Below are 24,583 nucleotides of genomic sequence, written 5' to 3'. Positions count from 1 at the left end.
GGCGGGAGGGGTGCGAGGATTCGGGGCCTGTGGTGGACCGAGAGGAGGACCCGGTGGGGCGGACGCGGTCGATGAAGGCGCCGTTGCTCGCGGGGCGGGGGCCGTTGGCGAAGGTGCCGCCCGCAGCGGCGTTCCTGGTGGTGGTCGGGCTGTTCGTGACCGCGGTGCTGGTGCGCGGGCCGGTCGGGGCGCTGCTGCTGGGAGTGCTCGCCGTCGGGGTCGGGGTGTTGCTGGCCGGGACTTGGCGGGTGCTGGCGCCCGCGCAGCGGGTCGGCCGGGTGCTTGTTCTGGGGCTGCTGGTGGCCGTCGCGGTGTCGGTGCTGTGAGGCCCGCGCCGCGAGGTCGGCGCTATCGGGGCGGGGAGCGCCTAAGATGAACACGGTAACCATCACCCCGTCGGGCCGCCTGCCTCCGGGACGAGGAGAGGACCGATGTCGACCGTGACCTCGGAAACCGCGTCGCACGAGCTGCGGGTCGCCGCTGAGCAGCACGACCACTCCCACGACCGGCCCGTCGTGGTGGATCCCGCGCACCGCAGACCGGCGGTGACCCTCGGGGCCGCCGGGGACCTGCTGCGCGCGCTGGCCGCGCCGGTGCGGATCGCCATCGTGCTGGAGCTGCGCGCGGCCGACCGGTGCGTGCACGAGCTCGTCGACGCGCTCGGGGTGGCCCAGCCGTTGATCAGCCAGCACCTGCGGGTGCTCAAGTCCGCCGGTGTGGTCTACGGGGAGCGGCACGGCAGGGAGGTCGTGTACCGGCTCGTGGACGAGCACCTGTCGCATATCGTCGTCGACGCAGTTGCCCACGTGGAGGAAGGCGACCGGTGACGACGGAGCGAACATCGGCGACGGTGCCCGGCAGGCGGTCCACCCGCCAGCGCACCGCCGTCGCCCACCTGCTCGACCAGCTCGACGAGTTCCGCTCGGCCCAGGAGCTGCACGAGGAGCTGCGCAAACGCGGCGAGGGCATCGGGTTGACCACCGTCTACCGGACCCTGCAGTCGCTGGCCGACGCGGGCGAGATCGACGTGCTGCGCACCGACACCGGTGAGGCGATCTACCGGCGCTGCTCGAGCCACCACCACCATCACCTGGTCTGCCGCACCTGCGGGCACACCGTCGAGGTGGAGGGCCCCGCGGTGGAGCGGTGGGCCGAGAAGATCGCCGCGGAGAACGGGTTCACGCAGGTCAGCCACACCGTGGAGATCTTCGGCACCTGCGCGGCCTGCTCGACCTAGCCCTCATACGGGTTCTCCGGCTGCGGGATCTCGGTGATCGAGGACACGGTCAGCGTGGGGATGTAGTCGTTCTCCTTGGTGGCGGTGCCGGGCTCGACGCGGCCGACGACCTCCAGCCAGGTGTCGTTGGCCAGGCCCGCCGTGCCCTGGCCGACCAGCTTGACCTTGACCGGGAAGGCGTCGGCGGCGCAGCAAGCGATGGACAGCCGCGCGAGGTAGACGTCGGTGTCCTGGGCGACGACGAACCCGGAGAGCTGGACGTCGCGGTTGGTGAGCGAGTTGCCCGAGTCCCAGGCGGCGCGGGCGGCGAACTCGCTCATCGGGACCGGGACGGGACTGCCCGCGGGCAGCGGGGAGAACGCGACCATGCCGTCACTGCCCGCGGCGCGGCTGGCGGCCGCCCGGTTGTCACCGCGCAGCACCGAGTCGGCGCCGAGCGCGGGCGGGGCGATGAGGAAGATCGCCAGCACCGGCAGGAGCAGCAGCCAGGCGCTGCGGGCCGGGTGGTCGTGCGTCCCGTCCCCGTGATCATGACCTGCAGAGTCATGATCAGCAGAGCCGTGGTCAGCGGCGGCCTGGCCGGCAGGGCCGTGACCAGCGGAGCCGTGGCTGTCGGGACCGTGGTCAGCGGCGGCCTGGCTCTCGGACTCGGGACCGGCATGCCCAGCGGAGTCCTGCCCGACGGCCGTCCGCCCGGCGGGATCGAGGCCGACCGCGGCGTGCACGGCTGAGTCGGGGACAGCGGCGGCGTGCACAGCGGGGTCAGCGGCGCCATGGGCCGGGGTATCAGCGGCGGCCGGGTCGCGGCGCGGGCCGATCAGGTCGCGGCCGATGGAGATCACCGCGAGCGCCACCATCACCGCGCCGCCGCCGATGAGCCAGAACTGGTGCGACGGCTTGACGTACTGCAGGTAGGCGCCGGTCAGGCTGATCTTGAGCAGCGCCCCGCCGACCAGCACCAGCAGGATGTTCTGCGTCTCGCGCCGCATCACGCACCCCCGAGGAACAGCAGGCCCGACAGCACGGCGCAGACGAGGGCCACCACCAGGGTGGCCGGGGCGAACCGGATCGCGAACGACCGGCCGAAGGTGCCCGCCTGCAGGGCGAACAGCTTCACGTCGATGGCCGGGCCGACCACCAGGAACACCAGCTTGGGCAGCAGCGGCATGCCCGAGATGGACGCCGCGACGAACGCGTCCGCCTCGCTGCACAGCGCCAGCACCACGGCGAGCACGGCCATCACCAGCACGCCGAGCACGATCTGCTCGCCGAGCGTGTCGACCCAGGCCCGGGGGATGACCACGTTGAGCACGGCGGCGGTGAGGCCGCCCAGGACCAGGAACCCGCCCGCGTCGACCAGGTCGGCCCGGGAGGTCTCGAAGAACAGCCGCCAGCGGGAGCGCCCGTCGGGCTCGGGCAGCCTGCGCAGCGCCCGTTCGATGATCCACTCGGCCTTGCCGAACCTGGCCCACAGCCAGCCCATGACCACGGCGGTGGCCAGCGACCCGACCAGCCGGGCGGCCACCATGCCGGGGTTGTTCGGGAAGGCGACGTTGGTGGCCACCAGCACGACCGGGTTCACCGCGGGCGCGGCCAGCAGGAACGCCAGCGCAACCGAGGTCGGCACGCCCTGCTGCATCAACCGCCTGGCCACCGGGACCGCCGCGCACTCGCAGGTCGGCAGCGCGACCCCGGCCAGGCCCGCGACCGGGACGGCGACGGACTGCCGCTTGGGCAGCAGCCGGTTGAGCGCCGAGGCGGGCACGAAGGCCGCGATGGCGCCGCTGATCAGCACGCCGAGCACCAGGAACGGCAGCGCCTGCACGCAGACCGCGACGAAGATGGTGGCCCCGGTCTGGATGGCGGGCACGTCGAGCCACTGCACCAGCCGACCCTGCGCCAGCAGCGCCACGACCAGCACGACGCAGAGCACTTCCAGCGACGTCACCCGCCGCTTGGGCGCAGGCGGGGTCGCCGCGGGCTCCGGCTCGACCACGGTCTGGGTGCTCATCGGGCTCCTCCCGCGGTGGCCGGTGGGAGACCCATCAACCCACACAAACCGGCGCGGGTGGGGCACCCGGGGCCGGAATCAACCAGCTGGGCGACACCACCCAGCGGTGACCGTGCGCGCACGGGAGGTGGCGGCGGGCGAAGGTTCACCCGCCGAATGATGCCAGGGAAACGATCAGGCGCCAGTACCCGGGGTTGAACTGTGTTCAGCCGCTTTTCCCAGCAGTTCTCCGCGCAACTGGGAAGCCGTGGACACCACCAGCATGAGCAGCGTGCCCAGCGCGGGCAGGGCGAGGCCCTCGGCCGGGGCGGCGTAACGCAGCGTCACGTCCATCCCCCGCTCGGTGTGCACCACGCCGAGGGTGCCGAACAGGCCCTGCCCGGCGCGCTCGGCGGCGGACACCGCGAGGTCGCGCTCGTCGGGCAGGTCCCAGGCGACCACGCAGGTCAGGCTGAGCACGGTCAGCCCCTCGGCCAGCTCCATCGCCTGCACCGCGCACGGGACGTCGCCGTGCCGGAAGGTCAGCGCGCCGTCGGTGTCCACCACCACGTCGTGGTAGTTCTCCAGCGCCTGGCGGGCGCGGTCGATCAGCGTGGTGACCTCGGTGCTCATGCGGTTCCCTTCTCGTCGGCGAGCTTGGCGGCGACCTCGGCGGAGTCGGCGGCGGCGCCGAAGCGGCGGTCGCGGCGGGCGTAGGTCTCGACCGCCTCCCACAGGTGGACCCGGTCGAAGTCGGGCCACAGGTGGTCCTGGAAGACCAGCTCGGCGTAGGCGGACTGCCAGAGCATGAAGTTCGACGTGCGCTGCTCCCCCGACGGCCGGATGAACAGGTCCACGTCGGGCATCTGCGGCTGGTAGAGGTACTTGGCGACGGTGCGCTCGTCGACCTTGTCCGGGTTGATCTTCCCGGCGGCGGCGAGCCTGGCGATCTCGCGGGCGGCGTCACCGATCTCGGCGCGGCCGCCGTAGTTGATGCACATGGCCAGGTTGAGCACCGTGTTGTCCCTGGTGCGCTCCTCGGCGACCTCGAGCTCCTTGATGACGCTCTGCCACAGCCGGGGTCGCCGCCCAGCCCAGCGGACCCGCACGCCCATGTCGTCGAGCTCGTCGGTGCGGCCGCGGATGACCTCGCGGGTGAAGCCCATCAGGAAGCGGACCTCCTCGGGGCTGCGCCGCCAGTTCTCCGTGGAGAACGCATAGAGCGAGAGCCACTGCACGCCCAGGTCGATGCAGCCGCGGGCGACCTCGACGACCTGGGCCTCGCCGCGCTTGTGCCCCTCGACACGGGTCAGCCCGCGCTGGTTGGCCCACCGCCCGTTGCCGTCCATCACGATCGCCACGTGCTTGGGCACGAACTCCAGCGGGATGGTGGGTGGGCGCGCGCCGGAGGGGTGCGGCTCGGGTGGTGCGACCGGTCGCCCCGCATCGGACCTGCTGGTCCGCCGCCGCCGCAACATCGCCACGCACACCTCCACCGGGATCTGGCCAAGCCGGTCGGAAATGCTACCGGCGCCGCCCAGGGCGCCCCCCGTCGACCATGATTGTCCACAGAGGATCCACGTTCGTCCGCCGCTCACCTCCGGGTGCGCTCCGGGACACCTCGCCCGCGAAACCTCCGGTGGGGGCGGCACCGGAGGTCCTGTCGTTCCGCGACTTCGCGGAGGCGCACGGCACCACGGTGCTGGGCACGGCCCCGGTCAGGAGCGGTCAAGCGAGGCTGATCACAAGGACGTTGCCGGTCGGGACGCCGGCACTGACCGCGACCTTCACCCCGGACCGTTCGGGCTTCACCGGCTCCGCGTCGTTCCCGATCGCCTTCGCGGTCGACGTCGCACCGGTGGTGGTCGGCGGGGCGGTGGAGAACATCACCACGACTGTCCACCCCGGGGAGTTGTTGATCAGTGTGGACAACCGCGAGGTTGTGCTGCCGTCGCCAGTGATGACCCGGGATGGCGGGCGGCTGCTGACGAGCGGGACGGACCGTGGCGGTGCGCGGCAACGGGACCGCGCGGCTCACCGCTGAGCTGGTGCTGGCCGTGCCGACGTCCACTGTGACGGGGACCTACTCCGCGACGTTGACGCTCACCGCGATCTAGGGCTGGAAGGGGCGGCGCTCGACCAGGGGTAGGGAGCGGAGTTGGCGTTCCAGGTGCCACTGCAAGAGCGCCGCCACCAGGCCGCTGGCCTCTCGGCGGGTGGACTCGCCGCTGGCGTCGGCGCTGTCCCAGCGGCCGTTGGCGAGGGCGTCGAGCAGGCGGAGGACCTCGATCGGGGGGCTGGCGGAGCCGGGGGGCTTGCAGCGGGGGCACACCGAGCCTCCCGCGTGGACGCTGAAGGCGCGGTGCGGGCCGGGGTCGCCGCAGCGGGCGCACTCGGTGATGGCGGGGGACCAACCCGCGAAGGCCATGGCGCGCAACAGGAACGCGTCGAGCACCAGGGACGCGTCGCGTTCCCCGTCCGCCAGCGCCCGCAGCGCGCCCGCGACGAGCAGGTAGAGCCGCAGCACCGGCTCGCCCTCTTCCGCTGACATCCGGTCGGCGGTCTCCAGGACCGCGCAGGCCGCGGTGTAGCGCTGGTAGTCGCCGACGATGCCCGCGCCGAAGGCGTCGATGGTCTGCACCTGGGTGATCACGTCGAGCGTGCGGCCGGTGTAGAACTGCACGTCGACGTGGGCGAACGGCTCGACGCGGGCGCCGAGGCGGGAGGTGGTCCTGCGCACGCCCTTGGCCACGGCGCGGACCTTGCCGTGCTTCTGGGTGATGAGCGTGATGATCCGGTCGGCCTCGCCGAGCTTCTGCACGCGCAGCACCACACCGGTGTCGCGGTACAGGCTCACCGGCACATTCTCACACGTACAGCCCGGTGCCCGGCAGGTTGCGCGCCACGGTCCACAGCACCAGCACCCCCACCGCGGCCCAGCGCGCCCACGGCCAGTCCAGCCAGGTCGGCACCGCCCGGCCGCGGACCCGCCGCAGCACCCACGCGAGGGCCACCCAGGCGAACAGGGCGGCGAACACGATGGCGACGGCGTTGTAGCGCAGCGCGTCGCCGAACCGGCCGTCGAGCAGGCTCAGCACCATCCGGGTGCCGCCGCAGCCGGGGCAGCACAGGCCGGTCAGCGCCTTGACGGGGCAGACCGGCCAGTCCACCTCAGAACCCGAGCCTGCGCAGCTGCTTGGGGTCGCGCTGCCAGTCCTTGGCGACCTTGACGTGCAGGTCCAGGTACACCCGGGTGCCGAGCAGGCCCTCGATCTGGCGGCGCGCGGTCGACCCGACGTGCTTGAGCCGCTCGCCGCGGTGGCCGAGCACGATGCCCTTCTGGCTGGCCCGCTCCACGTAGAGCAGCGCGTGCACGTCGATCATGTCGTCGCGGCCCTCGCGCGGGATCATCTCCTCGATGGTGACCGCGATGGAGTGCGGCAGCTCGTCGCGCACGCCCTCCAGCGCGGCCTCCCGGATCAGCTCGGCGACCAGCGTGGTCTCCGGCTCGTCGGTCAGCTCGCCGCCGGGGTAGAGCTGCGGGCCCTCGGGCATCCTGGCCACCAGCAGGTCGGTCAGGGTGGCCACCTGGAAGCCGTCCACGGCCGAGACCGGGATCAGCTCGGCGAACTCCATGACCTCCTGCAGCGCCAGCAGCTGCTCGCCGACCTGGTCCGGGGAGACCAGGTCGGTCTTGGTGATGATGCCGATGACCGGGGTGCGCTTGGCGACCTTGGTCAGCTCGGCGGCGATGAACCGGTCCCCCGGTCCCACCTTCTGGTCGGCGGGCACGCAGAAGCCGACCACGTCGACCTCCGACCAGGTCTCCCGGACGATGTCGTTGAGCCGCTGGCCCAGCAGCGTGCGCGGCCGGTGCAGGCCGGGGGTGTCGACGATGACGAGTTGGGCGTCGTCGCGGTGCACGATGCCGCGGATGGCGTGGCGGGTGGTCTGCGGCTTGCTCGAGGTGATCGCGACCTTGCTGCCGACCAGCGCGTTGGTCAGCGTCGACTTCCCCGCGTTGGGCCTGCCGACGAAGCAGGCGAATCCGGAACGATGGCCCTGCGCGGTGCTTGTCACCAAGTCATTGTGCCCTTGCGGTCCCCGGCGGGCTGACGCGGTTCAGCTCCAGGGTGGCGGGCAGGTCGACGACGCCGGGGCCGCCAGCGTCCAACCAGGCCTCGATGTCGTCGAGCACGGTGTCGTCGAGCACGAAGCCCAGCCAGGTGGGTTTGCTGCCCTTGGCCTGCACGACCACCACATTGGACGTCTCGCAGGTGTCGAGGCACTCCGACACGCGGACCTTGCCGCCGTGCTTGGCCGCGATGGCCCGCAACCGGGTGACCTGGGCGCCGTGGTTGACGGTGGGGTGCTTCTTGACCGTCCCGCAGCAGCAGTCGCGGCAGACCGTGACGAGGACGCTCACCGCAGGACGTCGACGACGGTGCCGGTGGCGTCCGCGCGCAGCACCGGCGCGTCCGGGGTGAGGTCGCGCACAGCGGCCAGCGAGTCGGCGTCGACCGCGTCCGCGTCGGTCACGACGGCGGCGGCCTCGAGGCCCTCGGCGCCGCTGGACACGGCGGCGGCCACGGCGGCCTGCAGCGCGGTGAGCCGCAACGACGGCAGCGCGACGGTGGCGGCGGCGTAGGTGCGGCCGTCGGTGTCGCGGACCGCGGCGCCCTCGGCGGCACCGGTGCGGGCCCGGCTGGACCGCGCGAGGGTGACGATCTTGGCGTCCTCCTGGTCGAGCTCAGCCACGCTCACCGCTCCTCTCCCACTCCTGTTCGTCGACCGGGGTGGTGTCGACGTCCGCGGGCTCCGGCCGTTCGACCGGGCGCACGACCACGGAGGTGATCCGCACCCGGCCCCGGTTGTCCTTGCCGCCCTCGGCTCGGAACCGTAGCCCGGTGATCTCCGCCTCGGCGCCGGGAAGTGGCACACGTCCCAGCCGCTGGGCGAGCAGACCGCCGACGGTCTCCACGTCCTGGCCCTCCAGCCGCAGCCCGAACACCGCGCCGAGGTCCTCCACCGGCAGCCGGGAGCTGACCCGGACCGCGCCGTCGTCGAGGTGCTCGACCGGCGGCCGGTCGTCGGTGTCGGACTCGTCGGTGATCTCGCCGACGATCTCCTCCAGGATGTCCTCGATGGTGAGCAGGCCCGCGGTGCCGCCGTACTCGTCGACGGCGATGGCGATGTGGTTCTTGGACACCTGCATCTCGCGCAGCAGGTCGTCGAGCCGCTTGGTGTCGGGCACGAACACCGCCGCGCCCATCACCCCGGTCAGCGGGACCGGCCGGTCACCGGCGTCGAGCGCGGCGCGCACCAGGTCCTTGAGGTTGACCACGCCCGCGACGTCGTCGACGCTCTCGCCGATCACCGGGATGCGGGTGTAGCCGGTGCGCAGCGACAGCGCGAGCGCCTGCCGGGCGGTCTTGGTCTGCTCGATCCACACCATCTCGGTGCGCGGGACCATGACCTCGCGGGCGATGGTGCCGCGCAGCTCGAACACCGAGTGGATCATCTCGCGCTCGTCGGCGTCGACGACCCCGCGTTCCTCGGCCATGTCGACCAGCTCGCGCAGCTCCACCTCGGACGAGAAGGGCCCCTCGCGGAAGCCCTTACCGGGGGTGATGGCGTTACCGACGAGGATCAGGAAACGAGAGAGAGGGCCCAGTATCGAGCCGAGTACGCGCACAGGTCCGGCGGCGATGAGGCCGACGCCGTAAGGGTGCTGGCGGCCGATGGTGCGCGGGCCGACACCGACGAGCACGTACGACACGACGATCATGCCGAGTGCGGCCACCAGCCCGGACAGCCAGCCGGGGCTGATCGAGCGGGCGCAGACGAAGGTGACCAGCACCGTCGCCGCGAGCTCGCAGCCCAGCCGCAGCAGGAGCAGCAGGTTGATGTGCCGGGGCCGCTCGGCGACCACGGCGAGCAGTTGCCCCGCCCCCGCCCGGCCCGAGCGCAGCAGCCCCTCGACCCTGGCCTTGGACACCGCCGACAGCGACGCGTCGGCGGCGGCGAAGCACCCGGCGGCGAGGATGAGCAGGACGGCGATGACCAGCAGACCGGCCGAATCGGCGGACACCCCGGGTCAGTCCTGCGGCTCGTTGAGGCCGACCGCGCCGAGCAGCTTGTCGTCCTCGACGCGCTGGGCCGCGCGGCGCTTGGCGTCGGCGGCCGCGGTGCGGAAGTCGGCGAGGATGCGCTTCTGCAGCGTGAACATCTCGCGTTCCTCGGCGGGTTCGGCGTGGTCGTAGCCGAGCAGGTGCAGCACGCCGTGCACGGTCAGCAGGTGCAGCTCGTCGATGAGGCTGTGCCCCGCGGTGCGCGCCTGGTCCTTGGCGAAGGCCGGGCACAGCACGATGTCGCCCAGCAGCGCCGGACCGGACTCGGAGGCGTCCGGGCGGCGCGCCGAGTCCAGCTCGTCCATCGGGAAGGCCATCACGTCGGTGGGGCCCGGCAGGTCCATCCAGCGCTCGTGCAGGTCGGCCATGACGTCGAGCTCGACGAGCAGGACGGACAGCTCGGCGAGCTTGCTGACGTTCATCCGGTCAAGCGCGAAGCGGGCCGCGGAGACGATGGACGCCTCGTCGACCGCCACCCCGGACTCGTTGGCGATCTCGATACTCACCGCGCCATTGTCCCCGCACGCCCTACCGGCCGCCGCGCCTGCCCCCGGCGCGGACGGGTCCCCGCTGCGCGGCCGCGTCGTTCTCGGCCGCGTCCTGCACGACCTGCCAGCGCTCGTAGGCGTCGACGATGTCGCCGACGAGCCGGTGGCGGACCACGTCGGCGCTGCTGAGCGCGGCGAAGTGCACGTCGTCGACACCGTCGAGGATGTCCCGGACGACCTTGAGGCCGCTGCGCTGCCCGCCGGGCAGGTCGATCTGGGTGGTGTCGCCGGTGACCACGATCTTGGAGCCGAAGCCGAGCCGGGTGAGGAACATCTTCATCTGCTCGGGCGTGGTGTTCTGCGCCTCGTCGAGGATGATGAACGCGTCGTTGAGGGTGCGGCCGCGCATGTAGGCCAGCGGGGCGACCTCGATGGTGCCCGCCTGCATCAGCCGCGGGATCGACTCGGGGTCGATCATGTCGTGCAGCGCGTCGTAGAGCGGGCGCAGGTACGGGTCGATCTTCTCGAACAGCGTGCCGGGCAGGAAGCCGAGCCGCTCGCCCGCCTCGACCGCGGGCCGGGTCAGGATGATCCGGCTGACGTGCTTGGCCTGCAGCGACTGCACGGCCTTGGCCATCGCCAGGTACGTCTTGCCGGTACCGGCCGGGCCGATGCCGAAGACGATGGTGTTGGCGTCGATGGCGTCGACGTAGTGCTTCTGGTTGAGCGTCTTGGGCCGGATCGTGCGGCCGCGCCGGGACAGGATGTCCAGGCTGAGCACCTCGGCGGGCGACTCGGCCGAGTTGGCCGAGAGCATCGCCACGGTGCGGCGCACGGCGTCCGGGCCGACCTGCTGACCGCGCGCGGCCAGGGTCGTGAGCTCGGTGAACACCCGCTCGGCGAAGGCCACGTCGGCCGGGGCGCCGGACAGGGTGACCTCGTTGCCGCGCACGTGCACGTCGGCGACGAGCAGTTCCTCGGCCATGCGCAGGTTCTCGTCCCGGGAACCGAGCAGGGCCAGCACGGCCCCCTCCGGGATCGCGAACCGCGACTGCGCGTCGGGGGTCGGCTCAGCGGACGAAGGACGGGGGTCTCCCCCAGGTGCGGTACCCGTCACGTGCTCTCTGGCCCACCTTCTGCGCTCGCGCGCCTCACCATCCGACCCCCCGATGCTAGCCCTCCCCCCACCCCCACCGCACCGAAGAAACCACTCCGCCTGGCTACTGTGACCCCATGAGCGGCTGCCTGTTCTGCAAGATCATCGCCGGTGAGGTCCCCGCGACCACGGTCTACGAGAACGACGACGTCCTCGCCTTCCGCGACATCAACCCCCAAGCCGAGGTCCACGTCCTGGTGGTCCCCAAGCCCCACCACCAAGACGCCAAGGACCTCACCGCGACCCCGGACCTGTTGGCGGCCGTGATCGACGCGGGCGCCGAGGTGGCCAAGATCGAAGGAATCCACGATTCCGGCTACCGCTTCGTGTTCAACACCGGCGACGACGCCTGCCGAACCGTCTTCCACGCCCACCTACACGTCCTAGGCGGCGAACAACTCTCCACCTTCGGCCACTAACCGACAAGGAAGAGCGGAGAGAAGACAAGAGGGAGAGGGGAAGAGCGAGAAGCGGACCCACCAGCCCCACACCCCGCTACGCGCTCGTCCCTCGCACTACGCGCCCCCCGCCCCGTGGGGGCTCCGGGGGCTCGGGCCCCCGGGAGATATCGGCGGCGCAAAGGGGAAAGAAGCGGCAGCTTCTGAACACGGTGAGGGAAGCCGCGCGGGCGGTGAAGCCTGGGGGTCGCCCCACCGCCTCGCGCGGCGCCGCCGGACCGAGGGGGGAGGTGTCCGGCGGTAGTCGGGTGAACGCGCTTCGGAATAACTGAAACGCTTTGCGGATAAAGGGTAAACCTTGGGCTGACCTAGCGCCAGCGGGCGGTGAGGGCGCCGAGGGCACCGAGCGCGACGGCGGCGGCGGTGGAAGTCCGCAGTACTGCGGGACCGAGGCGGACGGCGGTGGCCCCGGCCTGTTCAAGGGCGGTCAGCTCGTCCGGGCTGATGCCGCCCTCGGGGCCGACGACCAGCACAAGATCACCCGATTCGGGTAGCCGGACCTGGGCCAACCGGGTGGCGAGGTGGGCCTCCAGCACCAGGGTCAGGGCGCTGGCGCGGACCAGGTCGAGCAGACCGGACTGGCCGACGGGGTCGAGCACGTCCGGTACCCAGGGGCGTCTGGCCTGCTTGGCTGCCTCGCGCGCCGTGGACCGCCAGCGCGCCAGGGCTTTCTCGCCGCGCGGGCCGTCCTCCCACTTGGCCACGCACCGGCAGGCGCGCCACGGGACGACCGCGTCGACGCCCGCCTCGGTGGCCAGTTCGACGGCGAGTTCCCCGCGGTCGCCCTTGACCAGTGCTTGGACCAGGACGACCCGCAGGTCCGGTGGCGGCTCGGTCCACCGGCGTTCGATGACGACGTCGAGGCTGTCCTTGGCCGCCGCGGTGACGACGCACTCGGCGACCGAGCCAGCGCCGTCGCCGACGAGCAGCCGCTCCCCCGCGCGCAGCCTGCGCACGGCCGCCGCGTGCCTGCCCTCCGGGCCGTCCAGCGTGAACGGCCCGGCGGCGGGCAGCGCGTCGACCAGGAACTGCGCCAGGGTCATCGGCGGGAGCGCAGGCGGGAGAACAGGCCTCCGGAGCGGTTGGTGGCCGACGCCAGCGTGTGCTTCTCCTCGCCGCGCAGCGCGGCCAGTTCGCGCAGCAGTTCGGTCTGCCTGGCGTCGAGCCGGGTCGGGACCTCGACCTCGATGTGCACGTGCAGGTCGCCGCGGCCGTCGACCCGACCGGTGGAGCGCAGCCTGGGCAGGCCGCGCCCGGGCAGCAGCAGTTCGGCGCCGGGCTGGGTGCCCGGTTCCAGGTCCAGCTCGATGTGGCCGTCGATGGCCTCCAGCGGCACGACGGCGCCGAGCGCGGCGGTCGTCATCTGCACCCGCAGCGTGCAGTGCAGGTCGGCGCCCTCGCGTTCGAAGGTGGCGTGCGGCAGTTCCTCGACCTCGATGTAGAGGTCACCGGCCGGGCCGCCGCCGGGGCCGACCTCGCCCTGGCCGGAGAGCCGGACGCGCATGCCGTCGGCGACGCCGGGCGGGATCTTCGCGGTGATGGTGCGCCGCGCCCGGACCCGGCCCTCGCCCGCGCACTGGCGGCACGGGTCGGGGATGACCTCGCCGAGGCCGCGGCAGGTGGGGCAGGCGCGGGCGGTGACGACCTGGCCGAGGAACGACCGCTGCACCGACTGCACCTCGCCCCGGCCACCGCAGGTGTCGCACGCGATCGGGGTGCTGCCCTCGGAGCAGCCGGAGCCGCGGCACAGGTCGCACAGGATCGCGGTCTCCACCGCGATCTCCCTGCTGATCCCGTTGGCGCACTCCTCGAGCGTCATCTGCACGCGCAGCAGCGCGTCCGACCCGGGCTGCACCCGGCTGCGCGGTCCGCGCCCACCGCCGCCGCCACCGGCCGCGCCGAAGAAGGCGTCCATGATGTCGCCGAGGCCGAACCCGCCGAACGGGTCGCGGCCGCCGCCCCCACCGCCACCGCCGTTGCCGAGCGGGTCGCCGCCCATGTCGACGATCTTGCGCTTCTGCGGGTCGGAGAGGACCTCGTAGGCCGCGGTGACCTCGCGGAAGCGGGTTTGCGCCGCCTCGTCCGGGTTGACGTCGGGGTGCAGCTCGCGCGCCAGCTTCCGGTAGGCGCGCTTGATCTCCTCGGAGGTCGCGTCCTGACGCACCCCGAGAGTGCCGTAGTAGTCCCTCGCCACCTGTCCAGTCCTCCTGCCCCGGGCGTGCCGGGGCGCTTCGATGCCTGTTCGACCGATCCTCTACCGACCGAGGATCATCCCGACGTAGTTCGCCACCGCGCGTACCGCGGCGATGTTGGTGGGGTAGTCCATGCGCGTCGGCCCGACGACCCCCATGCCGCCCAACAGGGTGGCACGGGTGCCGTAGCCGATGGACACCACCGAGGTGGAACGCATCTCCTCGGCCTCGTTCTCCTCGCCGATGCGCACCGTGATGGTGCCGGGGTCGGCGGTCGCGGCGAGCAGCTTGAGCACGACGACCTGCTCCTCGAGCGCCTCGAGCACTTGGCGCAGCGAGTGCGGGAAGTCGGCGACGTTGCGGGTGAGGTTGGCGGTGCCGCCGAGCACCAACCGCTCCTCGGGGTGTTCGACCAGCGACTCGACCAGCACGGTGGCCAGCTTGGTGACGACCTCGCGCAGCTCACCCGGCGCGCTCTCGGGCAGTTCGGCGACGCTGGCCGCGGCGTCGGCGAGGCGCTTGCCAGCCAGGGTGGTGTTGACCATGGCGCGCAGCCGGGCGACGGCCTCGTCGGTGACCACGTCGCCGAGGTCGACCATCCGCTGGTCGACCCGGCCGGTGTCGGTGATCAGCACCAGCATCAGCCGGGCCGGGGTGATGCTGACCAGTTCGACGTGGCGCACCGTGGACGTGGTCAGCGTCGGGTACTGGATCACCGCGACCTGGCGGGTCAGCTGGGCGAGCAGCCGGACGCTGCGGCGCATCACGTCGTCGAGGTCGATGGCGCCCTCGAGGAAGCTCTGGATGGCCTTGCGCTCGGCGGTCGAGAGCGGCTTGACGTCGCTGAGCCGGTCGACGAAGAGCCGGTAGCCCTTGTCGGTGGGGATGCGACCGGCGCTGGTGTGCGGCTGCGTGATGTAGCCGTCCTCCTCCAGCGAGGCCATGTCGTTGCGCACGGTCGCGCTCGACACCCCGAGGTTGTGCCGGTCGACGATCGCCTTGGACGCCACGGGTTCGTGGTCGCGGACGTAGTCGGCCACGATCGCCCGCAGCACCTCGAACCGCCGCTCGTCGGAACTGACCACGCCGCCCACCTCCCTCGTCCGCGCCCGGGTCCCCACCCTGAGTTTACGGAGGGCGGCGCGGCGGGTGGTGGCTAGCGGGTCCGCTCCGCCTGCCGCAGGTTGCGCAACGCCGCCGAGGCGGCGATCCGGATGATCGGGTCGTCGTGCTCGGCGGCGTCGGCGATGATCTCCGTCGACCGCGGGCCGCCGATGAGGCTGGCCAGGTAGAGGGCCTTGCAGGCGAGCACGGTGTCCGACCGCGTGGCGAGTTCGGCCAGGTGCGGCAGGGCGTCGTCGCCGAGTTCGGCGGCGGCGGAGTAGTCGACCTCCGGCTCGGATAACCGCTGCCGGACGTGCTGCAGGGTGATCGCCATCGCAGGACCCCTCACTGTTGGCGTTGCGCTGCCGACAAGAGGGCGTCCATCCGTACCAGATACGCCTGTCCGCGAAGTCAGGCCTAAGGTCCCGAAACCGACCTAGGTGGTGATCGGCACCTCGGCCGCCCCGCGCAGGTTGATGCGGCCGTTCCACCGGACGGGACCGGCGAGGGCGAGGTCGGGGAACCGGTCGACCAGGCGGCCGATGGCGACCCGGCCCTCCAACCGGGCGAGGGCCGCGCCGAGGCAGTGGTGCGGGCCCGCGCCGAAGGAGACGTGGGCGCGGGCGTTGGACCGGTCCAGCCGCAGCTCGGCGGCGTCCGGTCCCCAGAACCGCTCGTCGGTGTTTGCCGACCCGAGGTTGGCGATGACGAAGGTGCCCGCCGGGATCGTGTGGCCGCCCAGCTCGAACTCCGCGGTGGTGACCCGCCTGCTGGACTGGACCGGGCTGTCGTAGCGCAGCAGCTCCTCGACCGCGTTGGGCACCAGGTCCTGGTCCGCGCGCAGGGCCGCGAGCTGGTCGGGGTTGCGCAGCAGGGCGACCACGCCGTTGGAGATCAGGTTGACGGTGGTCTCGTGGCCCGCGACGTAGAGCAGCACGACCTGGGCGACCAGTTCCTCGTCGCTGAGCACCTCGCCCTCGTTCTCGGCCCGGATGAGCGCGGTGAGCAGGTCGTCGGCCGGGTGCGCGCGCTTCCAGGCGATGACGTCGGCGACCAGCTCGCCCAGTTCGATGTCGGCGGCCATCACCTCGGCGGCGACCTGCGGGTCGGCCACCGGTTCCAGCGAGCGCACGACGGTGCCGGTGAGCTCGCGGACCCGGCCCGCGTCGGTGGGCGGCATCCCGAGCATGTTGTTGATCACGGCGAACGGCAGCGGGAACGCCAGCACCTCGACCAGGTCCCCGCCGCCCGCGTTCGCGAGCCCGTCCAGCGCGGTGTCGACGAGCGCGACGATCTCGGGTTCCAGCGCCGCGATCGCGCGCGGGGTGAAGACCTTGGCGACCAGCCCGCGCAGCCGGGTGTGGTCGGGGGCGTCGCGGTCGAGCATGGACAGCCCGTCGCCGCGCCAGGAGCGGTTGCCCGCCGCCTCGCGGATGCGCATCAGGACCGGGTTCGGCCCCAGGTGGCGGGTCTCCACGGACAGGCCCGCGCGCAGCACCGCGGTCACGTCCGCGTGCCGGGACACCACCCAGAAGCCGAGCGGGTGGTCCTGGATCGGCGCGGCGTCGCGGAGCTCGGCGTAGTGCGGGTACGGGTCGTCGGTGAACCCCGGCGCGAACGGGTTGTAGTAGGTCTCGGTCACGGCTCCCCCTCGGAGTTGGCATTCACGGCGTCGGTCACATACACCGCGTATGTCAGTAGGGTCCCAGCGTATGACCGTGGTCAAGAGCCGTCGGGAGCAGTACTCCGAGGCAACCAGGGCGGCGCTGGTCGAGGCGGCGACCGCCCGGTTCGCCACCGCCGGGTACGCCGCGACCGGCCTCGAGGACGTGGCGGGCGACATCCGGGCCACCCGCGGCGCGGTCTACCACCACTTCAGCAGCAAGAAGGCGCTGTTCGAGGCGGTGCTCGACGAGCTGGAGGTCCAGGCGACCGAGCGGATCACCGCGGCCTACCGGGGCGCGCCCGACCCGTGGTCGGGTGCCGTGGCGGCGCTGGAGGCGTTCCTGGACCAGTGCTGCGACCCGGTCTACAGCCGGGTCGTCTGGCGCGAGGGTCCCATCGCGATGGGCTGGGGCGGCTGGCACACGACCGAGCAGAAGTACGCGCACGGGACCATCGAGGCGATCCTGCGCGACCTCCAGGCCAAGGGCCTGCTGGCGCCGCTACCGCTGGCCACGCTGACCGAGGTGACCTTCTGCGCCATCGGCGCGGCGGGCCACGGCCTGGCCGAGGCCGACCTCGCCGACCGCCCCGGCCTGCGCGCGGAGTACAGCGCGGTGCTCGGCCGGATGATCGGCGGCCTGCGCCCGGACTAGGTCAACCGCCGCACGACGGCGTCGGCCAGCAGCCTCCCGCGATCGGTGAGGACGCAGCGGCCCGCCGTCAGGGCAGCCGGGTCCAGAAGCCCGTCGCCCGCGGCGTACTGGGCCTCCACCTGGCCGGCGGGCGTGAGGGCGTCGACGGCCAGGCCCTCAGCCAACCGCAGTTCGAGCAGGACGCGTTCGAGCCGCTGGTCGTCTTCGGTGAGGCGCTCACGTGCGGCGGCGGGCGAGGAGCCCTCGGCGAGCAACGAGGTGTAGCGGGCCGGGTGCTTGACGTTCCACCAGCGGACGCCGCCGACGTGGCTGTGCGCGCCGGGGCCCGCGCCCCACCAGTCGCCGCCGAGCCAGTAGCCGAGGTTGTGCCTGCACCGGGCGGCGTCGGAGGCGGCCCAGTTGGAGACCTCGTACCAGTGCAGCCCCGCCGCGCCCATGGCCCGGTCGACCTGCTCGTACCGGTCGGCGAGGACGTCGTCGTCGGGCATCGGGAGTTCGCCGCGGCGGACCCGCCTGGCCAGGGCCGTGCCGTCCTCGACGATCAGCGAGTAGGCCGAGACGTGGTCGACGCCCGCCGCCAGCACCGCGTCCAGGGACGCCGCGAGGTCCTGCGGCCGCTCCCCCGGCGTCCCGTAGATCAGGTCCAGGTTGACGTGCTCGATGCCCGCCGCCGTGGCCTCGCGCGCCGCGGCGACCGCCCGGCCGGGGGTGTGCGTCCGGTCGAGGATGGCCAGCACGTGCTGGGCCGCGGACTGCATCCCAAGCGACACCCGGGTGTACCCCGCCTCGGCGATGCCCGCGAAGAACTCCGGCGAGGTCGACTCCGGGTTGGACTCGGTGGTGACCTCCGCGCCGGGCGCCAGGCCGAACACCGACCGCACCGCGTCCAGCACCTGGGACAGCCCGTCGGCGCCGAGCAGTGACGGGGTGCCACCGCCCACGAACACCGTGTCAGCGACCGGGGGTGCGCCGAGCACCCGGGCGGCCAGGTCCAGTTCCTGTCGCAGACCCGCCAACCACGAAGCGGGCGAGGCCGATGTGCCCAGCTCACCGGCGGTGTAGGTGTTGAAATCGCAGTAGCCGCACCGGGTCGCGCAGAACGGGACGTGCACGTACACGCCGAACGGCCGGTCACCGAGGCCGAGGAGCGCGGACTCGGGCAGGGAACCGTCGGCGGGCGCGGGGTCGCCCTGGGGGGGTGCTGCGGCCATGGCGACCATCCTCCCAGGTCCGCGCGGGCACCGGGACCGCACCGGCGCAAGCCCCGTGACCTGCGTCCCAGCATGCGGATGGTGGTGGACCACACCGTGGACGCGTGGCACGCTGATCCCATGTCCGCGACTGAGGTCTTCCTGGTGGCCCGCCGCCACGTCGACTTCCAGCGCGTGTCCAGCGCGATGTGCCGTCAGCACCCCTGACGTCCACGCCTATTCGCATTCAGCAGGCGTCGGGTGCGCCGCTGAGTGATCCCCCGCACCGCCGCCTGGGGTCGTCGTGGCGCGCACGAGCGCCCCGATCCCGGAGGAACCACCGGTGTCCCCCACCACACCCCCCACCCCGGTTTCCCCCACCAAGCCCGCGGCTGCCCGCAAGCCGCCGCGGGGCGAGGGCCAGTGGGCGCTCGGCTACCGCGAGCCGCTGAATCCGAACGAGCGGTCCAAGAAGGACGACAACCCGCTCAACGTCCGCGCCAGGATCGAGAACATCTACGCCAAGGGCGGGTTCGACAGCATCGATCCCGGTGACCTGCGTGGCCGGTTCCGCTGGTACGGGCTCTACACCCAGCGCAAGCCCGGGATCGACGGCGGGCGCACCGCGACGCTGGAGCCCGAGGAGCTCGACGACTCGTACTTCATGCTGCGGGTGCGCACCGACGGCGGTGCGGTGACCACCGAGCAGCTCGCGGTGCTCGGCGAGGTGTCGCAGACCTACGCGCGCGACACCGCCGACATCACCGACCGGCAGAACATCCAGTACCACTGGATCCGGGTCGAGGACATGCCCACCATCTGGCAGAAGCTCGAGGGCGCGGGCATGACCACGATGGAGGCCTGCGGCGACAGCCCCCGGGTCATCCTTGGCTCGCCGGTGGCGGGCATCGCCGAGAACGAGGTCCTCGACGGCACCCCGGCCATCGAGGACATCAAGCGCCGGTTCATCGGCGACCCGGCGTACTCGAACCTGCCGCGCAAGTTCAAGTCCGCGGTGTCCGGGCTGCCCGACATCGCCCACGAGATCCACGACATCGCCTTCGTCGGCGTGGTGCACCCCGAGCACGGCCCCGGGTTCGACGTGTGGGTCGGCGGCGGCCTGTCCACCAACCCGATGATCGGCCAGCGGCTGGGCGCGTGGGTGCCGCTCGACGAGGTCGCCGACGTCTACGGCGCGGTGATCAGCGTGTTCCGCGACTACGGCTACCGCCGCCTGCGGCACCGGGCCAGGATCAAGTTCCTGGTCAAGGACTGGGGCGCGGCCAAGTTCCGCCAGGTCGTCGAGGACGAGTACCTGCACCGCAAGCTGATCGACGGCCCGGCGCCGGAGGTCCCGGAGGTGCCGATCGACCACATCGGCGTGCACCGGCAGAAGGACGGCCTGTTCTACGTCGGCGCCGCCCCGATCGCGGGCCGGGTGTCCGGTTCGGTGCTGGTGGAGGTCGCCAAGGCCGCCGAGCGGGCCGGGTCGAACCGGGTGCGGTTCACCCCGCTGCAGAAGCTGGTGGTGCTCGACGTGCCCGAGGCCGAGGTTCCCGCGCTGCAGGCGGACCTGGCCAAGTTGGGCCTGCAGAGCACCCCGTCGCCGTGGCGGCGCGGGGTGATGGCGTGCACCGGCATCGAGTTCTGCAAGCTGGCCATCGTCGAGACCAAGGGCCGCGCGCACGAGCTGGTGGCGGCGCTGGAGACCAGGCTGACCGACATCACCGACGGCATCACCGCGCCGATCTCGGTGCACATCAACGGCTGCCCGAACTCGTGCGCCCGGATCCAGACCGCCGACATCGGGCTCAAGGGCCAGATCGTCACCGACGACGCGGGCGCGCAGGTCGAGGGCTTCCAGGTGCACCTGGGCGGCGGGCTGGGCCTGGACGCCGGGTTCGGCCGCAAGCTGCGCGGGCACAAGGTGACCGGCGCGGAGCTGCCCGACTACGTCGAGCGCGTGGTGCGCCGCTTCGTCGCCGGGCGCGAGCCTGGCGAGCGGTTCGCCCAGTGGGTCGTGCGCGCCGACGAGGGCGACCTGCGATGAGCGAGCGGGCGACGCCCTTCTACTGCCCGTACTGCGGTGACGAGGACCTGCGGCCGCAGGAGGAACCGCACGCGGCCTGGTTGTGCACCGGCTGCAGGCGGGTCTTCACGGTCAAGTTCGTCGGACTGAATCTGTCGGGGGAGGCAGCGAAGTGACCACCACAGCCCAGGAGTTGGCCGAGCGGGCGGAGCGCGAACTGGCGGAGGCGAGCGCGGCGGAGGCGTTGGCCTGGACGGTCTCGACCTTCGGCGACGACTTCATCGTCGCGTCGAACATGCAGGACGCGGTGCTCATCGACTTGGCCTACCAGGCCAAGCGCGACATCGACGTGCTGTTCCTGGAGACCGGCTACCACTTCGCGGAGACCATCGGCACCCGGGACGCGGTGTCGGTGGTGTACCCGGAGGTCCGGATCGTCAACGCCGAGGCCGAGCAGTCGGTCGCCGACCAGGAGGCCGAGTTCGGGTTGCTGAACCAGACGGATCCGACGCGGTGCTGCTTCCTGCGCAAGGTGGTGCCGTTGCGGCAGACGCTGTCCGGGTACGCGGCCTGGGTGACCGGGGTGCGCCGGGTGGACGCGCCGACGCGGGCCAACACCCCGATCGTGCAGTGGGACGACCGCAACGGGCTGGTGAAGGTCAACCCGATCGCGGCGTGGAGCGACGACGAGTTCAACCGCTACATCGCCGACCACGCGATCCTGGAGAACCCGTTGGTGCAGGAGGGCTACCCGTCGATCGGCTGCGCGCCGTGCACGGCCAAGCCGCTGCCGGGCCAGGACGCCCGCAGCGGCCGCTGGGCGGGATCGGGCAAGACCGAGTGCGGACTGCACGGCTGAGGACGACGGGGACATGACACTCAACACCGACAACGACCACGCCGCGCCGCGGCCGGACGAGCGCCCACAACGGACGCACCACCCGCTCGACGCGTTGGCGCGCCTGGAATCCGAGGCCATCCACATCTTCCGGGAGGTGGCGGGTGAGTTCGACCGACCGGTGATCCTGTTCTCCGGCGGCAAGGACTCCACCGTACTGCTCCACCTCGCGGTGAAGGCGTTCTGGCCCGCACCCGTCCCATTCCCGCTACTGCACGTCGACACCGGGCACAACCTCGACGAGGTCATCGAGTTCCGCGACCGCACCGTCGAGCGCTACGGCTTACGCCTCGTCGTGGCCAGCGTGCAGGACTTCATCGACGACGGTCGACTGGAAGAGCGGCCGGACGGAACGCGAAATCCTTTGCAGACGGTTCCGCTGCTCGATGCCATCACCACCAACAAGTTCGACGCCGTTTTCGGCGGCGGGCGCCGCGACGAGGAACGCGCCCGGGCGAAGGAAAGAATTTTCAGCCTACGCAATTCCTTCGGCCAGTGGGAGCCGCGGCGCCAGCGTCCCGAACTGTGGAACCTCTATAACGGCAGGCACCGCGCGGGCGAACACGTTCGTGTGTTCCCGCTGTCCAACTGGACCGAACTCGACGTCTGGCGCTACATCAAGCGCGAGGCGATCGAGCTGCCGTCCATCTACTTCGCGCACACCCGAGAGGTGTTCCAGCGCGACGGTATGTGGCTGACGGCCGGTCCGTGGTTCGGCCCGCGCGCCGACGAGCCGACCGAGGAGCTGACCGTCCGCTACCGGACCGTCGGCGACGGCTCGTGCACCGGTGCCGTGCTGTCCGAGGCCGCCGACCTCGACGAGGTGATCGCCGAGGTCTCGGCGAGCAGGCTGACCGAGCGCGGCGCGACCCGCGCCGACGACCGGCTGTCCGAGGCCGCCATGGAAGACCGCAAGCGGGAGGGCTACTTCTAATGGCAGACACGACCCAGGACCTGCTGCGCCTGGCCACGGCGGGCAGCGTCGACGACGGGAAGTCCACCCTCGTCGGCAGGCTGCTCTACGACACCAAGTCGGTGCTGGCCGACACCCTCGACGCCGTGCACCGCGCGAGCGTGGACAAGGGACTGTCCACTCCGGACTTGTCGCTGCTCGTCGACGGGCTGCGCTCCGAGCGCGAGCAGGGCATCACCATCGACGTGGCCTACCGCTACTTCGCCACGCCCAAGCGCTCGTTCGTGCTGGCCGACACCCCGGGCCACGTGCAGTACACCCGCAACACCGTCACCGGCGCGTCCACCGCGCAGCTGGCCGTGCTGCTGGTCGACGCGCGCAAGGGGGTGCTGGAGCAGACCCGCCGGCACGCCGCGGTGCTGGCGCTGCTCGGCGTGCCCCGGCTGGTGCTGGCGGTCAACAAGGTCGACCTCGTGGCCTACGACGAGGCGACCTTCGAGGTGATCGCCAAGGAGTTCACCGACCACGCCACCGCGCTGGGCTACCCGCTCGGCTCGGTGCTGTCCATCCCGGTGTCGGCGCTGGTCGGCGACAACGTGGTGGAGCGCTCGGCGCACACCCCCTGGTACGTCGGCCCGACGCTGCTCGAGCACCTGGAGAACGTCCCGGTCGAGCCGGACCCGCACGACGCGCCGCTGCGCTTCCCGGTGCAGTACGTGATCCGCACCAACACCGCCGAGCACACCGACTACCGCGGCTACGCGGGCCAGGTCGCGGCGGGCACCGTCCGCCCCGGTGACGAGGTGGTCGTGCTGCCCTCGGGGCTGCGCACCACGGTCGCCAGGGTCGACACCCCCGACGGCGAGCTGGCCGAGGCCGAGGCGGGCCGGTCGGTGACGCTGGTGCTGGCCGACGACATCGACATCTCCCGCGGCGACCTGATCGCCGTCGCCACCGCGCCACCGCTGCCGGTCGACGAGTTCGAGGCGACCGTGGCGTGGCTCTCCGACAAGCCGCTGCGCCCGGGTGCCCGGGTGCTGGTCAAGCACGGCGCGCGCACCGTGCAGGCGGCCGTGAGCGAGCTCAACGCCCGCTTCGACGAGCAGAAGCTGACCGCCGTACCCGACCCGGAGTCGTTGAACCTCAACGAGATCGGCCGCGTGCTGGTGCGCGTCGCCGAGCCGTTGCCGGTCGACGACTACGCGGTCAACCGACGCACCGGGGCGTTCCTGGTGATCGACGCCGCCGACGGGTCGACGTTGGCGGCGGGTCTGGTCGGCGCCGGGTTGCAAGCCCTGGCGTCGACCGGTCCCACCGACGCGAGCACGGCGGGAGACCTCGTCTCCCCCGGCCCGTAGTAGTAGCACTCCACCTCCCTGGAAAGGCCCCACCGAAGTGAAGCGATCCCGCGTCTTAGCCGCAGCCGCTGTAGCCCTGTCCCTCGCCAGTGTCCTGGCGGGCTGCTCCCGTGCGGACTCGGGCGACTCCGGCTCCGCCCCCGCGAGCAGCGGAGCCCCGAGCGCGGGCAAGGGCCCCGCCGCCGAGCTGCGGTTGGGGTACTTCCCCAACGTGACGCACGCCCCGGCGCTGATCGGGCTGGAGCAGGGCCTGTTCACCAAGGAGCTGGGCAGCACCAAGCTGGTGCCGACCAAGTTCAACGCCGGTGGTGAGGCCGTCAACGCCCTCTACGGCGGTTCGCTCGACGCGACCTTCATCGGCTCGGGCCCCTCGCTCAACGCCTTCGGCAAGTCCGACGGCAAGGCCGTGCGCCTGGTGGCGGGCACCGCCTCGCGCGGCGCGCAGCTGGTGGTCAAGCCGGAGATCAACTCCGAGCAGGACCTGGTCGGCAAGACCGTGGTGACCCCGCAGCTGGGCAACACCCAGGACATCGCGCTGAAGAAGTGGCTCTCGGACAAGCAGCTCACCGACAAGGTGAAGGTGCAGAACACCGAGAACGCGCTGGCGCTGGAGGAGTTCAAGAAGGGCAGCGTGCAGGCGGCGTGGCTGCCGGAGCCGTGGTCGTCGCGGCTGGTGCTGGAGGCGGGCGCCAAGGTGCTGCTCGACGAGAAGGACCTGTGGCCCGGCGGCGAGTTCCCGACCACCGTGCTGATCGTGTCCACCACGTACCTCAACGACCACCCGGACACCGTCAAGGCGCTGCTCAAGGGCCTGGTCGCCAGCGTCGACGTCACCAAGAAGGACGTCCCCGGCGCCAAGACCGCCGTCAACGCCCAGCTCAAGGCGCTGACCGGCAAGGACCTCAACGCGGCCACCATCGACCGCGCGTTCACCAACCTCAACTTCACCCTCGACCCGTACGCCGCGCTGCTGCCGCAGCTGAGCAAGGACGCGGTCACCGCCAAGGTCGCCCAGAAGGAGACCGACGTGAAGGGCTTCCTCGACCTGAGGTTGCTCAACGAGGTGCTCACCGGATCGGGGCAGTCCGCTGTGGACGCCGCGGGCCTGGACTCGAAGTAGT

General features: G+C 72.0%; 31 protein-coding genes. 12 read left to right on the top strand and 19 right to left on the bottom strand.

All coding sequences use genetic code 11. The features are described from left to right. The first annotated feature begins 53 nt into the window (after positions 1-53). The 3 genes from LV79_RS25595 to LV79_RS25585 all read left to right on the top strand — a co-directional run bounded on the left by LV79_RS25595 (position 54) and on the right by LV79_RS25585 (position 1,237). The gene (locus tag LV79_RS25595) at positions 54-326 is read left to right on the top strand and encodes a hypothetical protein (RefSeq protein WP_285470489.1); all 273 of its coding nucleotides are present in this window, start codon (positions 54-56) and stop codon (positions 324-326) included. Between the two features lie 105 nt (positions 327-431). Beyond that, on the top strand, positions 432-827 hold the full coding sequence (locus LV79_RS25590; protein WP_253840782.1) for an ArsR/SmtB family transcription factor: 396 nt from the start codon (positions 432-434) through the stop codon (positions 825-827). Further along, on the top strand, positions 824-1,237 hold the full coding sequence (locus LV79_RS25585; protein WP_253840781.1) for a Fur family transcriptional regulator: 414 nt from the start codon (positions 824-826) through the stop codon (positions 1,235-1,237). The genes LV79_RS25590 and LV79_RS25585 overlap by 4 nt, the downstream gene beginning before the upstream one ends. On the opposite strand, the gene LV79_RS25580 is transcribed toward LV79_RS25585, so the two are convergent. The 13 genes from LV79_RS25580 to LV79_RS25515 all read right to left on the bottom strand — a co-directional run bounded on the left by LV79_RS25580 (position 1,234) and on the right by LV79_RS25515 (position 10,963). After that, a complete protein-coding gene (locus LV79_RS25580) occupies positions 1,234-2,226 on the bottom strand; it encodes a TIGR03943 family putative permease subunit (RefSeq protein WP_372495456.1) in 993 nt (330 codons plus the stop codon). The genes LV79_RS25585 and LV79_RS25580 overlap by 4 nt on opposite strands. After that, the gene (locus LV79_RS25570; RefSeq protein ID WP_253840780.1) at positions 2,226-3,248 is read right to left on the bottom strand and encodes a permease; all 1,023 of its coding nucleotides are present in this window, start codon (positions 3,246-3,248) and stop codon (positions 2,226-2,228) included. Before LV79_RS25570 ends, LV79_RS25580 begins: the two co-directional genes overlap by 1 nt. Positions 3,249-3,422: 174 nt before the next feature. Further along, positions 3,423-3,860, bottom strand: a complete 438-nt coding sequence (locus LV79_RS25565) for a hypothetical protein (protein WP_253840779.1) — start codon at positions 3,858-3,860, stop codon at positions 3,423-3,425. After that, positions 3,857-4,705 carry an isoprenyl transferase gene (locus LV79_RS25560; protein WP_253841197.1) on the bottom strand — a complete coding sequence of 283 codons (849 nt, stop codon included), beginning with the start codon at positions 4,703-4,705 and terminating at the stop codon, positions 3,857-3,859. The genes LV79_RS25565 and LV79_RS25560 overlap by 4 nt, the downstream gene beginning before the upstream one ends. A gap of 250 nt (positions 4,706-4,955) precedes the next feature. Beyond that, complete coding sequence (locus tag LV79_RS25555; protein WP_253840778.1) at positions 4,956-5,159, bottom strand: hypothetical protein; 204 nt, start codon at positions 5,157-5,159, stop codon at positions 4,956-4,958. Between the two features lie 181 nt (positions 5,160-5,340). Beyond that, the gene (gene recO / locus LV79_RS25550) at positions 5,341-6,084 is read right to left on the bottom strand and encodes a DNA repair protein RecO (protein WP_253840777.1); all 744 of its coding nucleotides are present in this window, start codon (positions 6,082-6,084) and stop codon (positions 5,341-5,343) included. A 10-nt stretch (positions 6,085-6,094) separates the two neighbouring features. Further along, a complete protein-coding gene (locus LV79_RS25545) occupies positions 6,095-6,397 on the bottom strand; it encodes a DUF2752 domain-containing protein (protein WP_253840776.1) in 303 nt (100 codons plus the stop codon). 1 nt (position 6,398) lies between these two features. After that, complete coding sequence (gene era / locus LV79_RS25540) at positions 6,399-7,307, bottom strand: GTPase Era (RefSeq protein ID WP_253840775.1); 909 nt, start codon at positions 7,305-7,307, stop codon at positions 6,399-6,401. A 4-nt stretch (positions 7,308-7,311) separates the two neighbouring features. Beyond that, positions 7,312-7,653, bottom strand: coding sequence for a (2Fe-2S) ferredoxin domain-containing protein (locus LV79_RS25535; protein ID WP_253840774.1), 342 nt, complete (start codon positions 7,651-7,653; stop codon positions 7,312-7,314). Continuing rightward, positions 7,650-7,985 (bottom strand): cytidine deaminase-like protein, encoded by a 336-nt coding sequence (locus LV79_RS25530; RefSeq protein ID WP_253840773.1) that lies wholly within the window; start codon positions 7,983-7,985, stop codon positions 7,650-7,652. The genes LV79_RS25535 and LV79_RS25530 overlap by 4 nt, the downstream gene beginning before the upstream one ends. Further along, positions 7,978-9,318, bottom strand: coding sequence for a hemolysin family protein (locus tag LV79_RS25525; RefSeq protein ID WP_253840772.1), 1,341 nt, complete (start codon positions 9,316-9,318; stop codon positions 7,978-7,980). The genes LV79_RS25530 and LV79_RS25525 overlap by 8 nt, the downstream gene beginning before the upstream one ends. Before the next feature lie 6 nt (positions 9,319-9,324). Beyond that, positions 9,325-9,864, bottom strand: coding sequence for an rRNA maturation RNase YbeY (gene ybeY, locus LV79_RS25520; RefSeq protein ID WP_253840771.1), 540 nt, complete (start codon positions 9,862-9,864; stop codon positions 9,325-9,327). A 22-nt stretch (positions 9,865-9,886) separates the two neighbouring features. Next, positions 9,887-10,963: a PhoH family protein gene (locus LV79_RS25515; RefSeq protein ID WP_253840770.1), complete on the bottom strand. Its 1,077-nt coding sequence runs from the start codon at positions 10,961-10,963 to the stop codon at positions 9,887-9,889. Between the two features lie 116 nt (positions 10,964-11,079). On the opposite strand from LV79_RS25515, the gene LV79_RS25510 reads away from it, so the two are divergent. Then, positions 11,080-11,421, top strand: a complete 342-nt coding sequence (locus LV79_RS25510; protein ID WP_253840769.1) for a histidine triad nucleotide-binding protein — start codon at positions 11,080-11,082, stop codon at positions 11,419-11,421. Between the two features lie 347 nt (positions 11,422-11,768). Here the strand turns inward: LV79_RS25510 and LV79_RS25505 are convergent, their stop codons facing one another. From LV79_RS25505 to LV79_RS34640, 5 genes are all read right to left on the bottom strand, one after another. Beyond that, positions 11,769-12,503: a 16S rRNA (uracil(1498)-N(3))-methyltransferase gene (locus LV79_RS25505; RefSeq protein ID WP_253840768.1), complete on the bottom strand. Its 735-nt coding sequence runs from the start codon at positions 12,501-12,503 to the stop codon at positions 11,769-11,771. Continuing rightward, complete coding sequence (gene dnaJ, locus LV79_RS25500) at positions 12,500-13,654, bottom strand: molecular chaperone DnaJ (protein ID WP_253840767.1); 1,155 nt, start codon at positions 13,652-13,654, stop codon at positions 12,500-12,502. The genes LV79_RS25505 and dnaJ overlap by 4 nt, the downstream gene beginning before the upstream one ends. A 60-nt stretch (positions 13,655-13,714) precedes the next feature. Then, positions 13,715-14,737, bottom strand: coding sequence for a heat-inducible transcriptional repressor HrcA (gene hrcA / locus LV79_RS25495; RefSeq protein WP_253840766.1), 1,023 nt, complete (start codon positions 14,735-14,737; stop codon positions 13,715-13,717). Positions 14,738-14,808: 71 nt separating this feature from the next. After that, positions 14,809-15,090 carry a HEAT repeat domain-containing protein gene (locus LV79_RS25490; RefSeq protein ID WP_253840765.1) on the bottom strand — a complete coding sequence of 94 codons (282 nt, stop codon included), beginning with the start codon at positions 15,088-15,090 and terminating at the stop codon, positions 14,809-14,811. A gap of 102 nt (positions 15,091-15,192) precedes the next feature. Then, positions 15,193-16,398: a cytochrome P450 gene (locus LV79_RS34640; protein ID WP_253840764.1), complete on the bottom strand. Its 1,206-nt coding sequence runs from the start codon at positions 16,396-16,398 to the stop codon at positions 15,193-15,195. Positions 16,399-16,468: 70 nt separating this feature from the next. On the opposite strand from LV79_RS34640, the gene LV79_RS25480 reads away from it, so the two are divergent. Beyond that, positions 16,469-17,074: a TetR/AcrR family transcriptional regulator gene (locus tag LV79_RS25480; protein WP_253840763.1), complete on the top strand. Its 606-nt coding sequence runs from the start codon at positions 16,469-16,471 to the stop codon at positions 17,072-17,074. Here LV79_RS25480 and hemW read toward each other — a convergent pair. After that, positions 17,071-18,285 carry a radical SAM family heme chaperone HemW gene (hemW, locus tag LV79_RS25475; RefSeq protein ID WP_253840762.1) on the bottom strand — a complete coding sequence of 405 codons (1,215 nt, stop codon included), beginning with the start codon at positions 18,283-18,285 and terminating at the stop codon, positions 17,071-17,073. The two genes, LV79_RS25480 and hemW, sit on opposite strands and share 4 nt — an antisense overlap. A 72-nt stretch (positions 18,286-18,357) precedes the next feature. Between hemW and LV79_RS34120 the strand changes: the two genes are divergently transcribed. From LV79_RS34120 to LV79_RS25445, 7 genes are all read left to right on the top strand, one after another. After that, positions 18,358-18,492, top strand: coding sequence for a putative leader peptide (locus LV79_RS34120; RefSeq protein WP_285470488.1), 135 nt, complete (start codon positions 18,358-18,360; stop codon positions 18,490-18,492). 115 nt (positions 18,493-18,607) lie between these two features. Next, positions 18,608-20,314, top strand: a complete 1,707-nt coding sequence (locus LV79_RS25470) for a nitrite/sulfite reductase (protein ID WP_253840761.1) — start codon at positions 18,608-18,610, stop codon at positions 20,312-20,314. Then, positions 20,311-20,469, top strand: coding sequence for an Insertion element protein (locus LV79_RS25465; RefSeq protein WP_204450948.1), 159 nt, complete (start codon positions 20,311-20,313; stop codon positions 20,467-20,469). The genes LV79_RS25470 and LV79_RS25465 overlap by 4 nt, the downstream gene beginning before the upstream one ends. Next, complete coding sequence (locus tag LV79_RS25460; RefSeq protein ID WP_253840760.1) at positions 20,466-21,152, top strand: phosphoadenylyl-sulfate reductase; 687 nt, start codon at positions 20,466-20,468, stop codon at positions 21,150-21,152. Before LV79_RS25465 ends, LV79_RS25460 begins: the two co-directional genes overlap by 4 nt. A gap of 13 nt (positions 21,153-21,165) precedes the next feature. Next, entirely contained in the window at positions 21,166-22,125 is a 960-nt protein-coding gene (cysD, locus tag LV79_RS25455) for a sulfate adenylyltransferase subunit CysD (RefSeq protein ID WP_253840759.1), read from the top strand. Next, positions 22,125-23,462, top strand: a complete 1,338-nt coding sequence (locus tag LV79_RS25450; RefSeq protein WP_253840758.1) for a sulfate adenylyltransferase subunit 1 — start codon at positions 22,125-22,127, stop codon at positions 23,460-23,462. Before cysD ends, LV79_RS25450 begins: the two co-directional genes overlap by 1 nt. A 37-nt stretch (positions 23,463-23,499) precedes the next feature. After that, positions 23,500-24,582: an ABC transporter substrate-binding protein gene (locus LV79_RS25445; RefSeq protein WP_253840757.1), complete on the top strand. Its 1,083-nt coding sequence runs from the start codon at positions 23,500-23,502 to the stop codon at positions 24,580-24,582. Position 24,583 lies beyond the last annotated feature (1 nt).

This window comes from Actinokineospora globicatena (assembly GCF_024171945.1).
Lineage (GTDB): Bacteria > Actinomycetota > Actinomycetes > Mycobacteriales > Pseudonocardiaceae > Actinokineospora > Actinokineospora globicatena.
This window is presented reverse-complemented; position numbering and strand designations above follow the sequence as displayed.

Bases quoted from the DNA above. Each gene is read 5' to 3' on its own strand.
- LV79_RS25480 (WP_253840763.1), top strand. From the start codon at position 16,469: ATGACCGTGGTCAAGAGCCGTCGGGAGCAGTACTCCGAGGCAACCAGG.
- cysD (WP_253840759.1), top strand. From the start codon at position 21,166: ATGACACTCAACACCGACAACGACCACGCCGCGCCGCGGCCGGACGAG.
- LV79_RS25450 (WP_253840758.1), top strand. From the start codon at position 22,125: ATGGCAGACACGACCCAGGACCTGCTGCGCCTGGCCACGGCGGGCAGC.
- LV79_RS25565 (WP_253840779.1), bottom strand. From the start codon at position 3,860: ATGAGCACCGAGGTCACCACGCTGATCGACCGCGCCCGCCAGGCGCTG.
- LV79_RS25490 (WP_253840765.1), bottom strand. From the start codon at position 15,090: ATGGCGATCACCCTGCAGCACGTCCGGCAGCGGTTATCCGAGCCGGAG.
- LV79_RS34120 (WP_285470488.1), top strand. From the start codon at position 18,358: ATGCGGATGGTGGTGGACCACACCGTGGACGCGTGGCACGCTGATCCC.
- LV79_RS25580 (WP_372495456.1), bottom strand. From the start codon at position 2,226: ATGCGGCGCGAGACGCAGAACATCCTGCTGGTGCTGGTCGGCGGGGCG.
- LV79_RS25590 (WP_253840782.1), top strand. From the start codon at position 432: ATGTCGACCGTGACCTCGGAAACCGCGTCGCACGAGCTGCGGGTCGCC.
- LV79_RS25570 (WP_253840780.1), bottom strand. From the start codon at position 3,248: ATGAGCACCCAGACCGTGGTCGAGCCGGAGCCCGCGGCGACCCCGCCT.
- LV79_RS25465 (WP_204450948.1), top strand. From the start codon at position 20,311: ATGAGCGAGCGGGCGACGCCCTTCTACTGCCCGTACTGCGGTGACGAG.
- LV79_RS25510 (WP_253840769.1), top strand. From the start codon at position 11,080: ATGAGCGGCTGCCTGTTCTGCAAGATCATCGCCGGTGAGGTCCCCGCG.
- hemW (WP_253840762.1), bottom strand. From the start codon at position 18,285: ATGGCCGCAGCACCCCCCCAGGGCGACCCCGCGCCCGCCGACGGTTCC.
- LV79_RS25505 (WP_253840768.1), bottom strand. From the start codon at position 12,503: ATGACCCTGGCGCAGTTCCTGGTCGACGCGCTGCCCGCCGCCGGGCCG.
- LV79_RS25560 (WP_253841197.1), bottom strand. From the start codon at position 4,705: ATGTTGCGGCGGCGGCGGACCAGCAGGTCCGATGCGGGGCGACCGGTC.